Source organism: Paraburkholderia sp. 35.1 (assembly GCF_050436525.1).
Classification (GTDB): Bacteria; Pseudomonadota; Gammaproteobacteria; order Burkholderiales; family Burkholderiaceae; genus Paraburkholderia; species Paraburkholderia tuberum.
The window spans coordinates 68,566-89,451 of record NZ_JBNDMJ010000001.1; the positions used below are offsets into that span (position 1 = coordinate 68,566).

Sequence of the window (20,886 nt, forward strand, 5' to 3'; positions counted from 1 at the left end):
GCGGCCTCGAAGAATGTGGTTGCTTCGCGTGATGGATGCCGGACGAAATCAAACGAAGCTACGGCAGGCGACCTGCGCAACGGCGCTTGAAAATTTCTGGCGCAGGAGACGAGTTCCGCGACCGCGTGCGAGGCGCACCGGGCGCCTCGCACCGCCACAGGCGGCCACCCCGCAAGCAACGCGGGCGGGGTGCTCGCCTGAACGATTTGATAGTAGTGAGCTACGACAAAACGTGACTACTTCTCACTGGTTTCGACCGGTGCTGCAAGCTGTCGAGTCCGCTTGGCCGAGGTCAACGCCGCCGCGCTGATATTGCTCTCCGCAGTCTCTACCGCCTGCTTTGCGGCCTTGCTCGCAGCTTCATACGTCGTGTTCGCCGTCTCGCTTGCCGTGGTGATGAAGGTCTTCCACGCAGCCACGGCGTTTTCGCTTCCCGCCGGCGCGTTCTTCGCGACGCTGTCGACAAATGCCTGTGCATCGTGCTGGAACTGCTTGATTTTTGCTTCGGCGACGGCGGCGAATTCGGCTTGAGTGCTGGAGATAATTTCGTAAACGTGGCGCCAGTATGACTGTGCTTTTTCTATGGCGGGTTGAGCCCGGCCTGCCTGTTGTGCGAAAAACTCCTGCGGCGCTCCGGCCGAAAACGCCTTGACCAGGATTCCCTGATTTTCGGCGAGGCTTGATTTGACTGCTAGCATGTTCAACCCGACCAGCTTTTCGATGGCGTCAAATGATTTGGTCAGGATGCCAAATGTTGTGTCAACACCAGCTTTCTGCGCAGCGACGATTTGTTCCGGGGGAATACTGCTCATCTTTAACTCCATAGAGGATGCGGGACCAGCGTCCCAAGGTTCCGATGCACGGAATCGCGAGCTATCAGCCACCAAAAGCCACAACGTCGAGCAATTGATGCGATGCAGCAAAGTCATTCTAGAGCGGCTGGGGCGAATGTCAATGACCTTTCGGCACGCATCAGGCGCGACCTAGGAGGTCGACGCCGAAAGCCTTACTGGCATTGGCGAAGATGAATTTTAAGTAGAAACCCCAGCAGTCAACCGGTACAGGCTTCCCACATATTGGTGTTTACGATGACTTGTGCAGCGCCGCAGAAAATTTGTACAGTCATGCTCGTTCCGACGTTGTGCGGAGTTGTTTCCGCTCGCGCGTTCAGTTGCTGGTCGCGACGCGGTACCTACCCGGTTCGCCAGAAGGCTGGTGCACGGCGTCGTGCTTCAATGGTGGAGGCATCGAGGAAGCTAGAGGGCGAGACCGCAGCGTCCGCACCCGGCGTGAAAGCGTCATCGGCCCCATCGCCTTAACGGCGCCCTGTTTGGGCAAGGGGGACAGTGCTGGCATCGAGCTTCAACGGACGGGTGATTGCCATCGTGAGGGCGGTTCGCCACGTTTCGTAAGCGGAAAAGTCCGGCTCACCGCTTGATGTTGTGTTCGGATTTTCCAGGAACTGCTTTTCGCTTGACGCCGATGTTTGTTGCGGTAAATCGTTGTGCTACCAGGCGGGACAGAATTTCGGAGTACTGACAAGGCGATGTAGGGGCGCCACATTGAGTCACGAGGTAGTCATGACGAACCAGTAACGTCACTCGACGCCGCGGACAAACCCGCGCTGAAATCTATAAAGAATAAAGCTGAGAGACCTGAGCGATGAATCGGCATCTACAAAATATTGGCCACCTCGAGCGTAGCGTCGAGGACGACCGCCTCAGGCGCGCGTTGGCCGCACGGCTTGACAGGGCATTCAAACGGGCCCGAATCAGCTCAGCCCACGCAGCGAAGAGGTTAGGCGTGAGTGAAGACGACGTGCAGTATTGGCGCAGCGGTATCACAGTGCCTCCGCTGAACGCCTGTACGCGTCTCGCCGCTGCTCTTGATCTGGATATTCACTGGCTCTGCACCGGGCAGACTCACCTCGTCTAGCGAGCATACTCGCGCGCAGCAAGTCAGGCAGTCCTCCCGTCGGTCTGGATGCCTCTTGCTGCTCCCTTCCTGCTCGGCGTCCCGTCTGCACGAACGCCGCCTGCGGGTAGTCCAGTCCACCAGGATTTACCGTTGAGTCGGGTTGCGCTTTGAAAGCTGGCAAACACAACCTCGCATCCGCTAAGGCGCGGTGCCTCGGGCATTACCAGAGGGAGCTGGCGCGAACTGCCTCGCTAATTTCGAGCACGCTGTGCGCGGAAAGCATGGCGGCAGCGATAAGGGAAACCGTTCTCCTGTTTGAGGCATCTCGCGGACGCGACGACCTGGAGCCGTTCGCGCGCGCACTTCTTGATAGGTTGGGAAAGCGTGGGAAGCCTGAAGCAGTGAAGGTGCTTCTCGACTTCATCGAGCGTGGCCGCTTGCCAGAGGCGCCACCCACTGCGCCCTCCCGCCCCATCTCTGCTCGCAGGCCCCGAAAACGTCCAGAGCTTGCACTCCCGGAACGCCAGGACGCAGAGGGCGGACTGAGCAGAAGAGTGAAAATCTCTGGCGCGATGCCGCTGGACACGGGAGCGTCGCTCTTCGCACGGGAAAAGCAGTCATACCGAAGCCGCCACGTCGGTGTCCCGAGTGACTTAACGAGGAAAACTATTCTATTCCCTAACCGTAACAGCAACTGAGGGCAGAGCATGTCAAAGCGAATCGCTTACGTAACCGGGGGTATGGGTGGAATTGGTACTGCGATATGTCAGCGGCTTCACAAGGACGGGCTAACTGTCGTGGCCGGATGTGGACCGAACTCGCCGCGACGGGAACGGTGGTTGGCCGAGCAGGCTGAGCTTGGGTTCTCCTTCACGGCTTCAGAGGGCAATGTCAGCGACTGGGAGTCGACAGAGGCCGCTTTCGCGAAAGTGAAGAAAGCGGTCGGTGAGATTGACGTGCTGGTGAATAACGCCGGCATTACGCGGGACGGGACGTTTCGCAAGATGTCCAGGGAGAACTGGAACGATGTCATTGACACGAACCTGACGAGCCTCTTCAACGTGACCAAGCAGGTCATCGAGGGGATGGTCAGCAAGGAGTGGGGGCGAATCATCAATATCTCATCCGTGAACGGTCAGAAAGGACAGTTCGGCCAAACGAACTACGCCACAGCGAAGGCTGGCATTCACGGCTTTACGATGTCGCTCGCGCAGGAGGTAGCGACAAAGGGCATCACGGTGAATACGGTCTCACCAGGCTATATCGGAACCGACATGGTTCGGGCGGTGCGCCCCGAAGTGCTGGACGCAATCATTCAGGGCATTCCGGTGCGCCGTCTTGGGGAGGCGTCGGAAATTGCGTCAATTGTCTCGTGGCTTGCCGGCGATGAATCCGGCTTTGCGACCGGTGCTGATTTTTCGCTCAACGGTGGGCTTCATATGGGTTGAGGCCTCTTTGGACGCGTGGTCCGCGCAGGTCGCTAGCAGTCCAGGCCTGCGTTTTTGACAAGGTGACGACGAGATTCAAGCCGCTTTGCGGCACGCACATTGATGACTCAATACAGGACCAGTCGCGTCACATTGACGACCGATGTGACGCGCAGAAACGGTGTCAGCGTGGTAAGACTTTTCCTCCTGATTCGCTGCGCTGTGAAATACAGCAAACGAAAATGCGGCATTAAACTTTCGTGGAATGAATATGGCAACCGGAACAGTAAAATGGTTTAACGACGCCAAGGGCTTCGGCTTTATCACGCCGGACGACGGCGGAGAAGACCTGTTCGCCCACTTCTCTGAGGTTCAGGGCAGCGGCTTCAAATCATTGCAGGAGAATCAGAAGGTCAGCTTCGAAGCGAAGCAGGGGCCGAAGGGCAAGCAGGCTGCCAACATCAAGCCGCTGTAACAAGCCCGACACTCGTCGCGATGAATGGGCCCGTAATGCGGCCCATTTCGCAAAACAGACGGACAACCAACCGGAGACCGGCATGTGCGATGTGCCGCATATCGAACCCTCGTCCTACCAGGGTACCCGCAAGACGTTGCGCTTTCTTGCACGCGACGCCCGAAATCCTGGCGCAGCCCTGGTTTACTGGCTGGGGGTGACGGAGCCCTCTGCGGAACCCAGCTTTTTCAACGCCATGCAAACATACGGACCGTTGATGCAGCTGGTTCTACCCGACGAACGTCCAGGCGTCTTCGTGAAACGGGACGCCGTTCAAAAAGTCCAGGATTGTGGAGTTGTAAAGCGACTCGTTTTCATGGACGAGTCATCGCTCGACGTTCGATATGGCGGCCCGTGCCGCGACCTCTTCAACGAGTGAATGACGCTGGCGTGCCTCTGTTGTCGCGGGAGACGGATAGCGTCCGTGAATAACGGCAACGGAACGCTGATGCGACTTCGCAGCTAGCGGCGCCATTGTTCCAGGCGAGCCTTCGCTGCACGGCTGGACATGACCATCAAGCGCGCAAAGGTTACTTCCAGTCGGGTGGCCAGTTCGCTTGGCGTACTGGAACGCGACGTGACCCTTTGGTGCGCCGGAGTTATCGTTCCGAAGAGTACGGATTGTGCGCGCCTGTCTGACCTTCCCGACGTGGACGTCGCCTGACTATGCGCAGGTCAAGCGTAGACCACAGCATGTCATGACAGTTCTCATCGGACCCGAACTCACAAGTTGTCCGGCTTGTCCCGATTCACCGCCGCGCCGGAACCGCGTGCCGGGCCCCTGCCATTGACCGGCATCACGGTCGAAATGGCATGTTTGTAAACAAGTTGCACGCCTGGGCCAGACTCCAACAGCACTGCAAACTGGTCAAATCCGGCCAGTTGGCCAATCAGTCTGATACCGCTCACGAGGAACACGTTTACGGTGGTCTTGTCCTTTGCGAGCGTCTGCAGAAAATCGTCCTGTACGCATGGAGGTGCGGTCATGTTCTGGGTCAAAGCGATAGGTTCTTTGATTGTACCGGCGATACCTGAAGCCGCGAGCCAGTCCAGAGGAAGTGTGTTACCGCGACTCGAGAGCGTCGATGCATGCCTGCTCAGTATCGTTCGGATGCAGGTGGCGGTATGCGTCAAACAATTGTGAGCACAGGGTTGCCAATGCAGTGAGATTCACAGCCTGGTCTGCATACTCGACCTCGCCTGCGTTAAGGATGTCGTCGAGGACGGGAGCCAGGCGACGCAGTTGCCGGAAAGTGGCGGCGTCAAGTTTCATATTGGAACTCCTCAGCGGGCAGAACTCACCCTAAGCTGACTGCCTCAAGGCGCTGTCCGGCCCCGCAAACTTGCGGGCGTCCCCACCAGTTCAGTTAAGCACCCGCTTCGGCCTGCGACGGACACGAATCTCCGTTGACGGCTCATGTGACTCGCGGTGCTGGACGTCGTGTGGCAAGGCGGCCTCGGTGGTGCCTTCCGTTGCTGCCAATCGCATTGTATTCCGGGTCGCGACCGCCCTCAGCACTGCGCAGGTGCGGGCGCGGTTGACGCCACCCAATGTCCTATCAGCACGTCGTGTCCTGGCTCTCATCGGTTTCCTCCTGCCGCACTGCACACCGAACCTGAGAAACCACTTGAATACTAGACTGCAGGACCTCCAGTAGCAAGGAAACTGACAGCCCGCAGTGTGCGGCTGCGGACACCCGATAACGCTGCTGGCCGAGGCTCTAATTGTGCACTGCACAGTACGAATGAAGTGTTACACGTTGTTAAACCACAGGGAGAGGGTATACGCTTAGGACAATTTCCCTGCGAGACAACCATGGACACGCCCATCCTGCTGGACCGCAACGGATTGCTTGCCGCATGGCATCGTCTTGTCACGACGGCACAACATGCCGCGCGCGACCGGTACGAGTTAACCGGGTTCGGCGAGGTGGTGGCGAATGGTTGCCCGTCGGGGACGCGCCAGCTGACCTTCACAGACATTTACTGTCAGCTGGCCGAACAGATGGGGCACCTTGCCGCCATGGCAGTGCCCGTGGTGACGCCATCGTTTGGTATCAGGGTCCCGGACGTGGTATGGATGGCGCCCGAAAAATGGGAAGGTCTTGACGGTGATACCCCCGTGCCGTTTGTACCCGACCTTTGCGTAGAAGTGCTGCTCGATAGCGACCGGCAGCGCGAGATGAACCGTAGGGTCGCGTCGTACCTGGAAGGCGGCGCGAAGGAGGTGATTGTGGTCAGACAGGATGGGGGACTTGAATTTTGGGGAGCTGAGGGCCGACGCCACGCTTCCGTGTTCGCGATAGCACTCTCGCTCGAGCCCCTCTATTGCCAGGTCAGGGCCGTCGGCAGCCCGGTTTACGATGATTTACACCATCGAATTGCGGAAATGAACTCGACTCGGGATGTCAGACATGACTTGCAGCAGTGGGAGGCAGGCCAACGCTAATGCGCCGCTGCTGAATCGCGCGACATCGGCGCAGTCATAAGCCGTGTGCGTCAACTCATCTTGATGTCGGCCCGGGTACTTGTCGCAACCGCGCGGGCGCAGAACTGTCGTTCCTCGATGCGGACTTCCGCTTTGTAGACATCGCCAACTCCAACCTGTGCGGCGTCCGCATTTCTTGCTCGTGACGGGCCGCTATGGGACGTATTGTTGCTGAAGCCCGCCCCTATAGGCCGGTTGACAAAGGCGATTCATAATCTGCTCAATATCTCGCTACGGAGCGGTTGTTCTGCTCTTTCGGGTCGTGGCCATGCTTGCCTCGTAAATAATGCCTCAAATGCAGCAAGGCCTATTCTACGAGGAACAGGCGATTGCCTGAGCGCGAGCTTGACCACAGCGGCTACCCTGCAGGCGTCTACGGGCAGCGGTTGAGATGCGTGAGGCCTCCCCATGCTGTTCACGCGCGTGCTGTCCAACAGCTAAAAATTATCGCTTGACTCGCGCGTTCCGCCCCGCACTGCACGCCGCCGAATTCCGCCTGCTCCGATAGCGGAACGATGCGGTGCAGCAGCGGCTCTATGAACAACAACGGCTCGGCGTGGTGCCCCCAATCTACTCCGCTTCTGCACAAGCTAACGTGGAATCGGTGAACGTCTGCGCGCTCCCTCGCATGCGCAACGCTTCACTGGCAGACATAGATTTCACCGGCTCCGGCAAGATTGCGATGCTGCTCGCCGGCGACCCCTCCTTTTCTATGGACCACGACAGTGAGAAACGGCGTTCTGTTCCGTTAAACGATGGACTTTGGACTTCCGCTATCTGCACCACAATGCCGTATCCGCGATACCGACAACGCGACTGGGTCCCTGTGGCTGCCTCCTTTGTGCGCCGCTGTAAGGGCACGACGCCGCAACGACCGTTCGAGAAAGTCCGTGCACGTTAGCGCCCGGCCGCCAGGCGTGTCGACGTTTTGGTGTGCAATCGAACATGGCTCCCCCTTGGAAATTGGCCCGCATCCTGGCGGGACTCTGGCAGCGCGCGTTGCCACTTCAAGCGACGCGTGGCTCGCAGGACGGCCTATGATGAAATCATTGAGGTGCGGAAAACGTGCCTCCTAACCCAGAGGAGCGAGAATCATGGCCAAGCAAGACACCGAATCCAGCGTCTACAGCGTCACGGAAATTATCGGCACCAGCACAACCTCCTGGGAGGATGCGGCGAAAAATGCTGTGGAAATTGCAGCGAACTCGCTGCGTGATTTGCGAGTCGCCGAGGTCTGCAAGCTCGACATGAGGGTCGATAGCGGCAAGGTCGTTGAATACCGGGCGCGGGTATCTTTGTCGTTCAAGTACGAAGCATGAAACGGCGACTCCGCACCACGGCAGAGAAGAGGCTTCCGATACTGCAAGTTTGCGGCATCGAGCTTGTACGCCGGTTGCGGAGGGCGCAACTCCCACAATGCTTATGCTAGCACTTACGATCCGGTGGTCGAGATGCACGACGCCCTCGGCATGTAGCGCTAGCGCGCCTGCGGGGCCGTGCAGTTCAGTCTGGCGGTGTGCCTGCGTGGCAGCGGGCTTCAGTCAGTCCTGCGCCCGTTGTCGCTGCGAGCTGGCGGGACGCGCTCGCCTCCAACGCACGTAAATTCGACCACGTTCGTCGCATCGCTGATAACGCAGTCCATCCGGGCCCGGCTACTGTCGCGCCGCGGTCAAACCGCCGCTGGCCGATGCGGCAGGAGTATTTACATTGGCGCTGCAGCGCTACAGCCACTCGCGCGTGGCGCCGCAGGGGCTCATGTCCAGCTCATCGAGGTCCATCGATTGCCGTGTCGGGACGAACCGCGAGACGAGCCTCCGCGACTGCTTATGCGGCGCCAATCGGCGGTTGTCAACGTAGTTGTCACGTCACTTCACGCGGACTGCTTTAATTCTGTCGGCTGAACTCGCTCCGGATTGAGCCAGACCTCGTCCTTCAATTTCCAATTGCGAGTCGATCGGGACCACCGCTGCGGATTGCGCGCCTTGGCCTGCGCGTAAACAGCTTCGCGTTGCGCGAGCACCGCAGTGGCGACGCCGCTATGCCGCTGCGCCGGCGTGATGAATTTCAGGCCGCTGTGTTTGTGCTCGTGGTTATACCAGCGCACGAACTGCTGCGTCCAGGTGCGTGCCTCGTCCACGCTGCCGAACGGGCGGCGCGGATAGTCAGGCCGGTACTTGCAGGTGCGGAATAGCGACTCGGCATATGGGTTGTCGTTGCTCACGCGCGGCCGACTAAACGAGGCCACCACGCCCAGGTTCTCCAAGGTGGCGAGCATCGTTGCGCCCTTCATTGGGCTGCCATTATCCGAATGCAGCACCAGGGGGCGTCCTGCCAAGCCCTCGGCCAGACTCGCGCGCCGCATCAGCAACGCCGCCAGTTCTGCCGCTTCCACCTCTTGAACTTCGTGACCGACAATCTTGCGGCTGAACACGTCCAGCATCATGTACCAGTAGTAATACTTGCCTTTGACCGCCGCCGGTAGCCAGGTGGGTATTGTCAACTTGTTGAAGGGCGCGCAGGCGAAATCACTCAACATAAGGATCACCAATTTATGCGGCAATGCGATCCAGCAGCGGATTGCCCGTTACGGTTTCCCACGCCATGAACGCATGCTTGCGGGCCTGCCGTTTCTGTTGCGCGTTCGCGTTGTAGCGGCAGTGCATGAACAGGTTGCATACCTGAGCATGGACCGACGTGAATCGTTGTAGATGGCGCACCGACTTGAAGCGGCGCATCACCTTCTCGCGCAGGCGTGTGGGCTGGTGGGAATTCTCCGCCCGGTTGTTCAGTCCTTTGTGTTGCCGATGCTCGACGTTCAGGCCCAGTTCGTTGTTCGCCGCCGCGTAGCTGCGCAGCTTGTCCGTGACGATCACGCGTGGGCAGCCGTGGCGCCTGAGCAGCTTGCGCATCAGCCGTTCGGCCGCCGCCTTGTCGCGGCGGCTCTGCACCAGCACATCGAGCACTGCGCCGTGCTGATCGACAGCCCGCCACAGCCAATGCTTCCTGCCGTGGATCGTCACGACCACCTCATCCAGGTGCCACTTGTCGCCGCGACCCGGCGCTGTCGAACGGATACGCTTCGCGACCGCCAGACCGAACTTCGTCGCCCAGCACCGCACCGTTTCGTACGTAAGCTCGATTCCCCGTGCCGCCAGCATCTCCTCAACCATGCGCAGGCTGAGCGGGAACCGGTAGTACAGCCACACCGCGTAGCTGATGATGTCCGGCGGAAATCGATAGCCCTTGAACGAAATCGGCGCCTCGGCCGACAGCAAAACGGAAACGGAAGCTTTCTTCATGCCCCATTATATTCGTCGACCCCCGCGCCAACTTGACAATACCTGTTGTACACGGTCGTGTGCCCGTCGGCGGCGGAGACGACCCAGTCGGCGTCGATGCGCTCGCCGTCGTCCAGTTGCACACCCACTGCAGTGTCGTCTTCCACGAGAATCTGCTCGACGCTCGAGCCGGTGCGCAACACACCACCGAGCTGCTGCAGGTTCTGCGCGATCGGACCGATCACCGCGTGCGAGCCGCCTATTGGATAGCCGGCGTTGCGGTTGCTGACCCATGCGAGCGCGAAAACTAGCGCAACGACCGCGAGCTGCGCGTTTTCTCCTTCGCCGAAGAAGCCTCGCAGCAACGAGTCGTTGAACTGCTTGCCATAGTCTTCGGAAGTAATGTGCGAGAGGTTTTGAAGAAGAGGCATGTGGCGAAGCAATTGCAGCCCCGTCGTGAGGCGGTCCTGCCAGGCGCTGCTCAACGACGGCAGCGGGCAGTGGCTCAGGCTGCGGACGGCATGCATGAACTGGCGGATCTGTGCTTCGTCCTGCGGTGCGTGCTGCAGCAGCTCCGCTTCGAGGCGCTCGAGATTCGAGTAGATGGACAGACTATTTCCGTCTTCGCTTTCTACACGCATCCATTCTTCCGGGTAGACGAAATGCAGGCGGTCGATATCGAACACTTCGCGCCATAACGCGTGCGTGGGGTCGTGCAAATTCGACCCGAGCAGCCAGTGCAGACAAGCTTCGAACGTATAGGTGCCACGCTGCCAGCTGGTGGCGAGTCCGCCGGGACGTTCGTGCTGCTCGAGCACGGTGACGGCGTATCCGCACTTGCGCGCATGAACCGCGGCGCACAGGCCAGCAATGCCGGCGCCGATGATGACGACCTTTCGGGGAATAGGGTTCATGGCTGCGACTCCAGCGGGATGAGGGAAGCGTATGGCGCGTATTACGACGCGTACGGCCCGTATGGGAGCGTGTGGGACGTTGGATGGACGCGCGCCACACACATCAACTAATGTGCTGCGCGGTGCGGTACTACTGTTGATCTGTATCAAGCGCGGAGCGAACGACACCACGATCTGGCCGGCCGATGCAGTGCTTGTGTTGCGCACGCTGATTGCGCTCTTCATCGTCGGTGGGCTCGTCGCGATCTGGGTGGGCGTGGCGCTGGGCTGGCAGTGGGTGCATGAGCCGCTCCTCCGGCTCATGCATCTGGTCGCCATCGGCATGGCGGCGGCTCATCACCTGCTGTCCTGATGGTGGCGCTCATCGGCGCGACCCCGGTTGAATCCGCCCCCGCAAGCGGCCGTTGATGGCGCGCCGACCCGACCGTCAGCTGCGGGTCGCGTGGCTGCGGATCGCCGACAGGCAGCGGGCGGCCAGAAGGCGGCCTCCGTTCGTTGCGTCGCCATGACATTCAGGCGGCAGTTCTGCTTCGATACTGTTGAAAAAGTCGCTACATGGCTTTTGCAATTGGCAAGCTAAAAAATCGACCTCTCAGATCGGCCCACGAACCGCTCGCGAGCGTCGATCAAGGGTAAGAAGACCCATGAAAACCTCCCGAGAGAGACGGTCAGCCACTTTTTCAACAGTATCGCTTGAGAGCCGCCATATATGTCTCGGTGGGGCCGACGGTCAGCAACGGGTCGGCAAGGAGCATTCGAATTTCTCGAAAGCCCCGTTCGCTGTCGACAACTTCCAGCGGAAGTCGAATGGCTGCTGTGGCACCGAAGTGAAGACCTTCCGCAGCGTAGGAGGCCGTCCTTGGAACGTCGAGTGCCTGTCGAACACCTGAGTCGAAGCGGGGTGCACGATTGCGCCCTAGGTCCGCGCTTCACACCACGCTCAACTTATCCACGACGCGCTGTACTCCTTTCGCTGACCACGCAGCCCCGCACGCAGCGCGCTTTTCTGCCAGCGAACTGACAGTACCGGTCAGCGTGACGACCCCGTCGTGCACGTCGATTGCGATGCCGGCGAACTCTCGCTTTGCACGTCGCGCAAGTGCTGCAGAAATCTGGGCACCAACGGCGGCGGCGACTTCATCGGCCCGGACGGTGATCTGGTTCGACACACCCATTACTCCACGCATGCGGCTCACCAGCATTTCAGCGGCATGACGCTGATAGCCCCAGTCGACTTCGCCGGCAAGGGTCACGCAACCGCGTTCGACTTCGACCTGAATGGCGTCCTTGGGGAAGTCCTCCTGCCACTTGAGCGCCGATAAGATCGCGGTGGCGAGATCCTCGTCGCTGTGCGACGCAGGCGACGATTCCGGGACATTCAATTCCATCACGAGCGCGCGGCAGCCGGTCACACGTTGCGCCGCCTTCTGTGCCGCGAGTTTCTGCGCGTAACTCGACACTGCCCCCACGAGTGTAACGATGCGATCATGAACCGCTACCCTGATCTGCCTGGCGTCGATTGCCGGGTCCCAGAGCAATTCCTGCTCGACGTCTTGTTTTAGCGCTTGGTCTGACTTCATCCCGGTCTCCTGCACAATCGTCGACGGCGCCGAAGGACGCCGGCACGGCGACGCATCCCGCACGTGGCGTGACGCGCAACTTCTAGCATCGTCCGAAGCGTTCTGACTATGTTGATATCGATCAACCCAGAGCTTCAGTGTGCGCGGGCGTGGCCCGGCCCCGGCGCGCGCCCGCTATGACGGTGATCGGCCATCTACGGCCGTTGGCTCGCGCTGTCACGCGGACATTCGAACGTCGGCTGCGCGAGCTACAACGGTCGCTCAAAGTGACTGCCCGCCGACTGGAACTGCACCGGACGCAACGTCGCTCAAACGCGACGCGATTTTCGTGCGCACTTTCTATTGGGCAGCAGCCGTCTGTTGGACAGCGCGGAGATCTGGCCCGCGCGCGATGATGCCGCTGGAAATCCTGATCGCCCCGTGCGCGTACACCGGGGCATTCAAAAACATCACCGACGGTCAGGTCGTCTCTGCAAATACCGACAACGTGCGATCCGCATGGCGATGAGCAAGCGGATTCACCTTCGGCGAAGCGACTAGGCTAACGCCCGGCTCGTCCTTCTCCTACACTCGGAAAGTTCCCGCGAGCGGCACGAAGAACCGGACGAAGGAGGAGGCTTTTCCATGGAGTTTCAAATCCGTGAGATCGACCACGTCGTGATCAGGGCCGCCGATCTCGATTCGAGACCCGGTTTTACTGCGATGTGCTTGGTTGCAGTGTGGAAAAGGAACAGGCGGATCTCGGGCTCATCCAGTTACACGCCGGGCACTCGCTGATCGATCTGCTGAAGGTCGGCGGAAAGATCGATCGCCCAGAGAGCGGTGCGCCAGGTGCGGGGCGCAATATGGATCATCTGTGCCTGCGCATCGAGCAACGGCCCGGTAAAGATACCGCCATTCCCCCTTGACGCGGATGTACGTCTAGTCCATCCGCCAGCTCTTACCCACCGGACGCTTGCGGCGGCGAAACGCTTTCTCCAGCACCGGCAACAGCGCTCGATGGCCCAGCGGTGCTCAGTCGAATGATCGATCCAAACGCCGCGCTCAGCCATCATGTCTTCAAGGTGCCGTAGGCTCAGCGGATAGGCCACTTACCAGCGCACGCAAGTCAGAATCACGTCCAGCGGATAATGCAGGCGTTTGAGCACTCGGGCCACCACCGGATTCATCGTCTTCATCGAGCTTTCAGTCGTTCATGTCGTTCCGCACATCATAGCGGACCGGCCTTACTGCAACAGAACCGCCATAGCTTACTGGCCGCCGAACGGTTTCTCGACCGTCAGCTTGGTGGTCACGGAGATGACGCCCGGGACGCCCTTGGTGATTTCGGCCACCTTGTCGATCTGCGATGGGTCGACGACCGTCCCGTAGAGCGTGACTGCACCGCCCTTCGCGACGACACTGATGTTCCCGGCGTTGATCTCCTTGTGCTTCACGATGGCCGAATAGACCTTGCGGCGCAGTGCGCGATTGGCCGCCCGGTCCGATTTGGCCGCCGGTGCGGCCGACGCCGCCGTCGCGGCGCCATTCGACGCCGCGCTCGCTGCGCCTGACTGCGCCGAGACGTGAACCGATGCCAGCGCGAGCAATATGCCGCCGGCCATCCTGAGTGCCATGTTGCTTGTGCTCATTCGATGCTCCGCTTGTCGTGGTTCACGGGGTCAGAAAGCATGACGGATGCCGATCATCGCTGCGGTGCTCGACGTTCCTTCCGGAACCGGCGCGGCGTATATGATCGTCTGGCTCATGTTGCCCCGGTTGTTGACGTACCCGACCTGTGCGTAGGCGAGGGTGGCCCTGGACAGGTTATATTCGGCGCCCACCGCGAACAGATTCGACTGGTTGGACGAAAAATTTCGGTCCCTCAGGTAATAGAAGCCCGACGTGACCTTGAAGAATCGGGTGAACTGGTAGCCGAGGCCGGCGGAGATCATCTCGAAGCTGTCCTGACTGCTTTTCGCCGGATTCTTGCCCATGGCGTACGACGTCGACACGGAAACATTGTAAAACGTGTATTGCGCGCCAACGTACCAGAACCGGTTGTTGTTCAGGCCTGTCGCCGGGGTCACGGCACCGTTGGGCGCAAACGGGTTGGCGTCGTGTCCGTTGTAGTACACCCCCGCCACGTTGAGGCCGTAGTTCGAATACTTGAGCACGGCCGACTCGCGCGTGCCGCCTTGAAACTTCCCGGCGACGCCGCCCGGCGCGTACTCGAGCGCAAGCGATGCGCCGTAGAATTTCGGCGACTGGTAGACGATCGCATTGTCGTCATACAGCGCGCCGATCGAGCCGTTCGTGCTGGTGCCCGGCCAGCCCGCGGCCTGGTTCAGGCCGAGCCACGCGGTCAGGATGCTGCCGAAGTATTGGGCGTTCCGTACGTCGGTGTCCGCCATCGCATAGATCATCGGCAGGATCTGCCGGCCCAGGTCAAGCGTGCCGTACGGACTCGACACGCCCACCGTCGTCTGCTCGTTGAACATCGCGGTGGCGGTCGGCGTGTCGGCCAGTCCGGCCCTCCCGGTGGGCGTGTTGAACGACCCCTGCAGCTTGAAGTTGACCTTGTAGCCGCCCCCTATGTCCTCGGTGCCCTTCAAGCCCCAGAGGCTCGCATAGATGCCGCCGTCCTTGAGCTCGTAGACATGCCCGAGATTCACCTTCGACTGAAAGTTGCTCGCGTTCGCCCTCTGATACAGGAACCCGGTATCGAGTAGGCCGTACAGCGTCACCGACGATTGCGCATGTGCTGCGCTCGCGAACACGACAAGCGCTGCAGCGCCACTCCACTTCGATTTCATTTCGGTCTCCTAGTTGTGTGGCGATCGCGGGACACTTCCGGCAGGCGTACGGCTAGTGGTGGAATGAAACTGGGCCGGGCGTTTCTACCGGCATCGGGTGGACAGGAAGCAGTCCCCATGCTTAGATCGTGGCTCCTCCATTCGGGCTGATCGCCCTGGGACTGCCGGCGAGCGGTTCAAACAGTGACAGCAAGGCGCACCCTCAGCGGTTGTAGAGGCCGGTCAGGGTGGCCATGGCGAGCGTGTTCTGGTAGATAACGAAGCGCGCCACCGCGTTGGGCGCGTTGGCCGGCAGCTCCAGCTTGGGCACACCCAGCGCGTGCACGGTGAAAATATAGCGGTGCGCCGGCAAGCCCTTGGGCGGGCAGGGACCGCCGTAGCCGGTGGCGCCGTAATCGTTGGTGGCCTGAGTGCCGCTGGCGCCCAGGTCAGTGGCGTCGGATGAGCCTATGCCTGCGGCGAGCTGGGTGACGGACGAATCGATATCGAACAGGATCCAGTGCCAGAAGCCGCTGCCGGTGGGTGCGTCCGGGTCGTACAGCGTCAGGGCGAAGCTCCTGGTGCCTGCCGGCGCGCCGTGCCATTGCAGCGCGGGCGAACGGTTCTGGCCGGTCCCGTCGAAGCCATCGAATTCATGCACCAGTTGCAGCCGTTCCTGATCCCTGAATTCAGGCGATATCACTGTCAAGATGCTCACGCCATTTCCTTTGATTTACTTGATTTGAGAACCAGGGAAGCCGCATCGCCTGGATGCGCCCCAGAACCGATGCACTTATTTGTCATGGCGCCGCTTCCTCCAGCTGCGCCACGGCCTCCCCTCGCACGACACGTTCGGCGGCGGACGATTATTCAATCGTGTCCTCCCGCAATGTTCATTCTCATTTCGCAGTCTCCAGGCTCGGGTTTATGGACCGTTGCTGATTGATCCGGTCGGTGTCGTCGGACGTGCCGTTGCCACGCCCTGGATGCGGTTTGTCTCGCGCTGCGCGGGTCAGTACGACTTCGGCAACCCGAGCGCCTGCTCGGCGACGTAGCACAACGCGAGCTCCTGTGTCACCGGTGCGAGCAGCGACAGCACGCTTTCGCGCAGGCCGCGCTCGACGTGGTACTCCGTCGCGTAGCCGTAGCCGCCGTGCGTGCGCACCGCACGCAACGACGCCTCGAAACTGGCCTCTGCCGCCAGGTACTTGGCCGCCGTAGCCTCGACACCGCAGGGCTTGCCGGCGTCGTAGAGCGCCGCCGCCTTCCACATCAGCAGTTCGGCCGACTGCAGGTGCATCCAGCATTCCGCCAGCGGATGCTGGATCGCCTGGTTCTTGCCGATCGGCCGGCCGAACACGACGCGTTCCCTGGCGTAGTCGGTTGCCCGCGCCAGCGCTGTCTCAGCGGCGCCTAGCGCGGCAGCCGCGACGAGGATGCGCTCCGGGTTCAGGCCGTGCAGCAGGTACTTGAAACCCTGGCCTTCGTCGCCGATGCGATCCTCGACGGGGATCTCCAGTCCGTCGATGAACAGTTCATTCGAGTCCACTGCCTTGCGCGCCATCTTGTCGATCTCGCTGATGCGCACGCGCGATCGATCGAGGGCGGTGTAGAACAGCGTGACGCCGTCCATCGGCCGCGCGCATGCCTCGAGCGCCGTCGTGCGGGCCACCAGCAGGATCTTGTTGGCGTGCTGCGCGGTCGAGGTCCAAACCTTCTGGCCGTGGACGATGTAGCGGTCGCCCGCGCGACGAGCGAAGGTTCTGACGCGTGTGGTGTCGGAACCGACGCTGGGCTCGGTCACGCCGAAGCAGGCGCGATCCGAACCGTCGATCAACGGCGGCAGCATGCGCCGCTTTTGCGCGTCGCTGCCGAACACGACCACCGGCTGCGGGCCGAACAGGTTCAGGTGTACCGACGACACCGCCGCCGAGCCGAGCTTGCCGATCGTGCGCATCACCATCGCGGCCGCCGAGACGCCGAGGCCGGCGCCGCCATATTCCTTGGGCATGGTCACGCCGAACCACCCGCCGCGGGCGACGGCGTCACAGAACTCGCTGGGCCAGCGTCCATCGCGGTCCCGCTCGAGCCAGTAATCGGCGCCGAAGTCGGCGCAGCGGGCCTCGACGGCGTCGCGGATCGCAAGCTGGTCGTCGGAGAAGTCGAAATTCATGCGGGGCGCTCCTGCAGCAGGCCTGCGGGGACGTCGACCGGCATGTCGAGCAGCATCTGCGCCATGCCCTTGCCGAGCGGGTCGTTGCGCAGCGACGCCATGCCGCCGCCGCCCAGCGCGCACTCGCAGACGAGGTTGATGGCATGAATGCCGGGCAGCTCGTAACGGTGGACCGGCCCCTGCACCAGATGGCGGAGGTACTCCGCGACGCGTTCTGGCGTCACCTGGTCTTTCAGCACCGGCAGCAGGGCCGGATGCCGCGCGATGAGGCCGATGTTGGAGGTGTCGCCCTTGTCGCCGCTGCGTCCGAGCGCGATTCTCACGAGCGGCACGGTCTGGCGTGGGCCGGCGGGCAACGCACCCTCGATGGGCGCCAGCGGTTCCCGCGCGACCTGCGGTTGCGGTGGCGGCAACGTCACGGTGAACGTCGTCTCGCCGAGCGTGACCGTCGGCGTCACCTGCGCCTTCGGAATGAGCCAGGCGAACTGCCGCAGCACCGGCGACACCGAGGGACGGCCACCGGCACCGGTCGTGCCGGGTGACCAGGACGTGCCGGGTGCGGCTAACTCACGGCTGAACATCGCCAGTGCGCGCCGGTCGGCATGCGTCACCGTCAGGCGCAACACGACTTCGCGCGTCGGCAAGGGGCGCGCATGCGGCCCGTAAGCCGATTCCGTGCCGAGCAGCTCGATATGGGTGGCCAGGAAGTCCGCGAACCCGCTCTCGTGCAGCAGCCGGCGGCCGCGCTCGAGCAGCGCCTCGCCCGTGCGCCTGGCCTTTGCTGCGGCGTCGATCCCGACGATGGTGAGCTGCCCGGACACCTTGAAGCCCGCCGGCGCGGTGGCGCTGACCTTGTAGGTGCCGGTCGGCGGGCGGCCGCGCGCGCCGGTCACGAGCACGCGATGCGGCCCGGCCTGCTCCATGCGCACCTGGCGGAAGTCGCAGGTCACGTCCGGCAGCAGATAGTTGGCCGGATCGCCTATCTCGTACAACAGTTGCTCAGCGACAGTTGCGTGCGTGACAAGGCCGCCGGTGTCCGCAGGCTTGGTGACCACAAAGCTGCCGTCTTCGCGGCACTCGACGACCGGATAGCCGATGTTCGCCCAGTCCGGCACGCTGGCCCAGTCGGTGTGCAGGCCGCCTGTCGCCTGGCAGCCGCATTCGATGATGTGACCGGCCAGGCTGCCGGCGGCGAGCCGGTCGAAGTCGTCGGCCGCCCAGCCGAACTCGTGCATCAGCACGCCGAGGGTGACGGCACTGTCGACGCAGCGGCCGGTGATGACGATGTCGGCACCCGCGGCCAGGGCCCGTGCGATGGGCAGTGCGCCGAGATAGGCATTGGCCGTCACCAGCCGCTCCGGCATCGGTTCGCCGCTGGACATTTCGCCCGTGCCGGCCGCTCGCATCGCGGCGGCAAGCGGGAGGACGTCGTCGCCTTCGACGATCGCGACCCGCACCGGTACGCCGAGTTCGTCGGCCAGAGCCCGCACCGCCGCGGCGCAGCCCTTCGGGTTTACGCCGCCGGCGTTGCTGACGATGCGGATGCCCTGCCCGACGGCCTGCTTCAGCACCGAGCGCAGCGCCACCGTGACGAAGTCGATGGCGTAGCCTTCCTCCGGCCGCTTCATGCGCGCGCCCGCGAGGATCGACATGGTGAGCTCGGCGAGATAGTCGAACACGAGGTAATCGATGGCGCCGCAGCGCACCAGCTGCAGCGGCCCGAGGCTGCTGTCGCCCCAGAAACCCGAGGCGCCGCCGATGCGCACAACCTTGCCCGGCGTCGACGATGTCAGTTGCCCGTCCATTGCGGTTTCCTTTTTTCCTTGAATGCGGCCAGGCCCTCGCGCGCGTCCTGGGTCAGGGCCAGCAGGCCGATCTGCCCTTCGCCGAAGGCGATCGCCTCGTCGAAGGACATCGAACGCATCGCCTTCATCGCATACATGCCGCGCCGCAGCGCGGTAGGGGAGTTGGCGAGCAGCCGCGACAGCAGGCGCTCGAGCGTAGCGTCGAGGTCGTCAGCCACCTCGTTCACCAGACCGATCTCGCGTGCCCGCGCCGCGTCGATGGGCTCGCCCGTCAGGCACAGCTGCGCCAGGCAGCGCAGCGGCAACTGGGCCTGCAGCACGGCGAGCACCTGCATCGGGAACACGCCCACCTTCACCTCGGGCAGGCCGAAGCTCGCGTGCCGGGCCGTGATGGCGAGATCGCACATCGCGAGCAGGCCCATGCCGCCGGCCATGCAGGCGCCGTTGACCCGCGCGACGAGCGGCACGTTCAGCGTGCGGGCCGTGCGCAGCAGGTCGGCATAGGCGCTGGTCGGCGTGGCGTAGTCGAACGCGAAGGCATCCCCGCCCAGGTCGGCGCCGGCGCAGAACGCCTCGTCGCCGGCACCGGTGAGCACCACCGCGCGAATCGTCTCGTCAGACCTGGCGCGGTCCAGCGCTTCCTGCAACGTGCCGATCACTTCCGCGTTGAGCGCATTCCGGCGCTCCGGGCGGTCGATGGTGAGAATCAGCCGCCCGTCCTGCCGGCTGGCGTGCACGACCTCGCTCATGCTTCGACTCCCGTTGACTCGCTGCACGCCGCCACTTGCGTCACGCCCGCCTGCTCCATCTCGCGGATCTGCTGCGGCGAGTAGCCCGCCTCGGCCAGCACTTGTGCGCTGTGCTCACCCAGCAGCGGCGGCGGGCGCAGCGGCGGCAGCGGCGTTTGCGGCCATTCGCTCGGCACCGCCATGGTTCGCAGCACGCCCTCGGTGGGATGCTCGAATTGCCGGAAGAACCCGATGTCCTGCAGGTGCGGATCGTCCATCAGCGACTCGAAGGTGTGCACCGGCAACACCGGGATGCCGAGCGGCTCCAGCAGCTCGCGCCATTGCTGGGTGGTCTGCGCTTTCAGCTTGTCGGCGAGGATCTCGTACAGTGCCTCGACATGCTGCGTGCGCGATTCGCCGTCGGCAAACCGCGGGTCGCTGTTGAACCGCTCGGCCTCGCCGACCACGCGCATGAAGGCCTGCCACTGTGCGTCGGTGTAGACGACGAGGCACACCAGGCCGTCCTGCGTGGCGTACGGCCGCCGCTGCGGGTTGAGCAGCCGCGGATAGCCGAAGCCGCCGCGCGGCGGGATGAACGTGTGGCCGTACAGATGATCGCCCAGCATCATCTGCGCGGTGGTCTCGAACATCGGCACGTCCACCGCCTGCCCGCAGCCCGTGCGCTCGCGCGCGAGCAGGGCCGCGCAGATCACGCCGAACGCGTACAGGCCCGTGGCCCGGTCCGAGAGGTTGAGCGGGGCATAGCGCGGCACGTCGGAACCGGCCCGCACGCTGGCCTCGGGGATCGCGACGGCCGCCTGGATCAGGTCGTCGAAAGCGCGCGAGTCCGCATAGCGACCGCGCTGGCTGAAGCCGAAGGTGCCGACGTAGACGATGCGCGGGTTCACCAGCCGCAGCGCCTCGTAATCCAGCCCAAGGCGCTGCATCGCCTGCGGCCGCACGTTGTACACCAGCGCGTCAGCCGTCTGCGCGAGCTTCAGCAGCGCTTCCTTGCCGGCAGGGCGCTTCAGGTCCAGCATGACGCTGCGCTTGTTGCGGTTCAGGTTGAGGAACAGCGGGCCGGCGCCCGAGCGCCCGCCGGGTCCGACGGCGCGCAGCATGTCGCCGCCGGGCGGCTCCACCTTGATCACGTCGGCCCCCAGGTCGGCCAGCATCTGCGTGGCCGAAGGTCCCATGACGACTTCGGTGATGTCGATGATGCGCAGGCCGGCCAGCGGCCCACACTGGTTCGAGTCGTTGCTCATTCTGTCCGTGCTCCTCTTTCCGG

The 20,886-nt window shown here is 62.5% G+C and carries 19 protein-coding genes and 3 pseudogenes; 7 read left to right on the forward strand and 15 right to left on the reverse strand.

From position 1 onward, the window contains the following. Positions 1–236: 236 nt before the first annotated feature. Positions 237–812 (reverse strand): TIGR01841 family phasin, encoded by a 576-nt coding sequence (gene phaP / locus OKW27_RS00370; protein WP_429332155.1) that lies wholly within the window; start codon positions 810–812, stop codon positions 237–239. Between the two features lie 1,812 nt (positions 813–2,624). On the opposite strand from phaP, the gene OKW27_RS00375 reads away from it, so the two are divergent. The 3 genes from OKW27_RS00375 to OKW27_RS00385 all read left to right on the forward strand — a co-directional run bounded on the left by OKW27_RS00375 (position 2,625) and on the right by OKW27_RS00385 (position 4,237). Further along, entirely contained in the window at positions 2,625–3,365 is a 741-nt protein-coding gene (locus OKW27_RS00375) for a 3-ketoacyl-ACP reductase (RefSeq protein ID WP_429332156.1), read from the forward strand. Between the two features lie 250 nt (positions 3,366–3,615). Beyond that, positions 3,616–3,819: a cold-shock protein gene (locus OKW27_RS00380; RefSeq protein WP_429332157.1), complete on the forward strand. Its 204-nt coding sequence runs from the start codon at positions 3,616–3,618 to the stop codon at positions 3,817–3,819. A gap of 82 nt (positions 3,820–3,901) precedes the next feature. Beyond that, positions 3,902–4,237, forward strand: a complete 336-nt coding sequence (locus OKW27_RS00385) for a hypothetical protein (RefSeq protein ID WP_090812523.1) — start codon at positions 3,902–3,904, stop codon at positions 4,235–4,237. A gap of 344 nt (positions 4,238–4,581) precedes the next feature. Here the strand turns inward: OKW27_RS00385 and hfq are convergent, their stop codons facing one another. Beyond that, positions 4,582–4,845, reverse strand: a complete 264-nt coding sequence (hfq, locus tag OKW27_RS00390; protein ID WP_429332158.1) for an RNA chaperone Hfq — start codon at positions 4,843–4,845, stop codon at positions 4,582–4,584. Between the two features lie 76 nt (positions 4,846–4,921). Beyond that, complete coding sequence (locus OKW27_RS00395) at positions 4,922–5,131, reverse strand: hypothetical protein (RefSeq protein ID WP_429332159.1); 210 nt, start codon at positions 5,129–5,131, stop codon at positions 4,922–4,924. 543 nt (positions 5,132–5,674) lie between these two features. Here OKW27_RS00395 and OKW27_RS00400 point away from each other — a divergent pair. Together OKW27_RS00400 and OKW27_RS00405 are read left to right on the forward strand one after the other, a co-directional pair. Beyond that, a complete protein-coding gene (locus OKW27_RS00400; protein ID WP_429332160.1) occupies positions 5,675–6,307 on the forward strand; it encodes a Uma2 family endonuclease in 633 nt (210 codons plus the stop codon). 1,133 nt (positions 6,308–7,440) lie between these two features. Further along, positions 7,441–7,665 (forward strand): dodecin family protein, encoded by a 225-nt coding sequence (locus OKW27_RS00405; RefSeq protein WP_429332161.1) that lies wholly within the window; start codon positions 7,441–7,443, stop codon positions 7,663–7,665. Positions 7,666–8,216: 551 nt separating this feature from the next. Here OKW27_RS00405 and OKW27_RS00410 read toward each other — a convergent pair. From OKW27_RS00410 to OKW27_RS00420, 3 genes and pseudogenes are all read right to left on the reverse strand, one after another. Beyond that, positions 8,217–8,834: pseudogene (locus OKW27_RS00410) on the reverse strand (transposase); the annotation flags it as partial. Positions 8,835–8,895: 61 nt separating this feature from the next. After that, positions 8,896–9,645, reverse strand: a complete 750-nt coding sequence (locus tag OKW27_RS00415; RefSeq protein ID WP_429332162.1) for an IS6 family transposase — start codon at positions 9,643–9,645, stop codon at positions 8,896–8,898. Further along, positions 9,642–10,538, reverse strand: a complete 897-nt coding sequence (locus tag OKW27_RS00420) for a phytoene desaturase family protein (protein ID WP_429332163.1) — start codon at positions 10,536–10,538, stop codon at positions 9,642–9,644. Before OKW27_RS00420 ends, OKW27_RS00415 begins: the two co-directional genes overlap by 4 nt. Positions 10,539–10,674: 136 nt before the next feature. Between OKW27_RS00420 and OKW27_RS00425 the strand changes: the two genes are divergently transcribed. Then, positions 10,675–10,890: a hypothetical protein gene (locus OKW27_RS00425; RefSeq protein ID WP_429332164.1), complete on the forward strand. Its 216-nt coding sequence runs from the start codon at positions 10,675–10,677 to the stop codon at positions 10,888–10,890. Between the two features lie 577 nt (positions 10,891–11,467). Here OKW27_RS00425 and OKW27_RS00430 read toward each other — a convergent pair. Beyond that, positions 11,468–12,118 carry a BON domain-containing protein gene (locus OKW27_RS00430; protein ID WP_429332165.1) on the reverse strand — a complete coding sequence of 217 codons (651 nt, stop codon included), beginning with the start codon at positions 12,116–12,118 and terminating at the stop codon, positions 11,468–11,470. A gap of 624 nt (positions 12,119–12,742) precedes the next feature. On the opposite strand from OKW27_RS00430, the pseudogene OKW27_RS00435 reads away from it, so the two are divergent. Next, positions 12,743–12,990: pseudogene (locus tag OKW27_RS00435) on the forward strand (VOC family protein); the annotation flags it as partial. On the opposite strand, the pseudogene OKW27_RS00440 reads toward OKW27_RS00435, so the two are convergent. The 8 genes and pseudogenes from OKW27_RS00440 to OKW27_RS00475 all read right to left on the reverse strand — a co-directional run. Then, positions 12,968–13,296, reverse strand: a pseudogene (locus OKW27_RS00440) (DDE-type integrase/transposase/recombinase); the annotation flags it as partial. The pseudogenes OKW27_RS00435 and OKW27_RS00440 sit on opposite strands and share 23 nt — an antisense overlap. 72 nt (positions 13,297–13,368) lie before the next feature. Further along, positions 13,369–13,722, reverse strand: a complete 354-nt coding sequence (locus OKW27_RS00445; RefSeq protein ID WP_429332166.1) for a BON domain-containing protein — start codon at positions 13,720–13,722, stop codon at positions 13,369–13,371. 57 nt (positions 13,723–13,779) lie between these two features. Continuing rightward, positions 13,780–14,913, reverse strand: coding sequence for a porin (locus OKW27_RS00450; protein WP_429332167.1), 1,134 nt, complete (start codon positions 14,911–14,913; stop codon positions 13,780–13,782). Between the two features lie 202 nt (positions 14,914–15,115). Then, entirely contained in the window at positions 15,116–15,610 is a 495-nt protein-coding gene (locus tag OKW27_RS00455; RefSeq protein ID WP_429332168.1) for a YbhB/YbcL family Raf kinase inhibitor-like protein, read from the reverse strand. A 294-nt stretch (positions 15,611–15,904) separates the two neighbouring features. Further along, complete coding sequence (locus OKW27_RS00460; protein WP_429332169.1) at positions 15,905–17,065, reverse strand: acyl-CoA dehydrogenase family protein; 1,161 nt, start codon at positions 17,063–17,065, stop codon at positions 15,905–15,907. Continuing rightward, on the reverse strand, positions 17,062–18,870 hold the full coding sequence (locus OKW27_RS00465) for an acyclic terpene utilization AtuA family protein (RefSeq protein WP_429332170.1): 1,809 nt from the start codon (positions 18,868–18,870) through the stop codon (positions 17,062–17,064). The genes OKW27_RS00460 and OKW27_RS00465 overlap by 4 nt, the downstream gene beginning before the upstream one ends. Next, positions 18,855–19,619 (reverse strand): enoyl-CoA hydratase-related protein, encoded by a 765-nt coding sequence (locus OKW27_RS00470; protein ID WP_429332171.1) that lies wholly within the window; start codon positions 19,617–19,619, stop codon positions 18,855–18,857. The genes OKW27_RS00465 and OKW27_RS00470 overlap by 16 nt, the downstream gene beginning before the upstream one ends. Further along, positions 19,616–20,863, reverse strand: a complete 1,248-nt coding sequence (locus OKW27_RS00475; RefSeq protein ID WP_429332172.1) for a CaiB/BaiF CoA transferase family protein — start codon at positions 20,861–20,863, stop codon at positions 19,616–19,618. The genes OKW27_RS00470 and OKW27_RS00475 overlap by 4 nt, the downstream gene beginning before the upstream one ends. Positions 20,864–20,886: the final 23 nt, after the last annotated feature.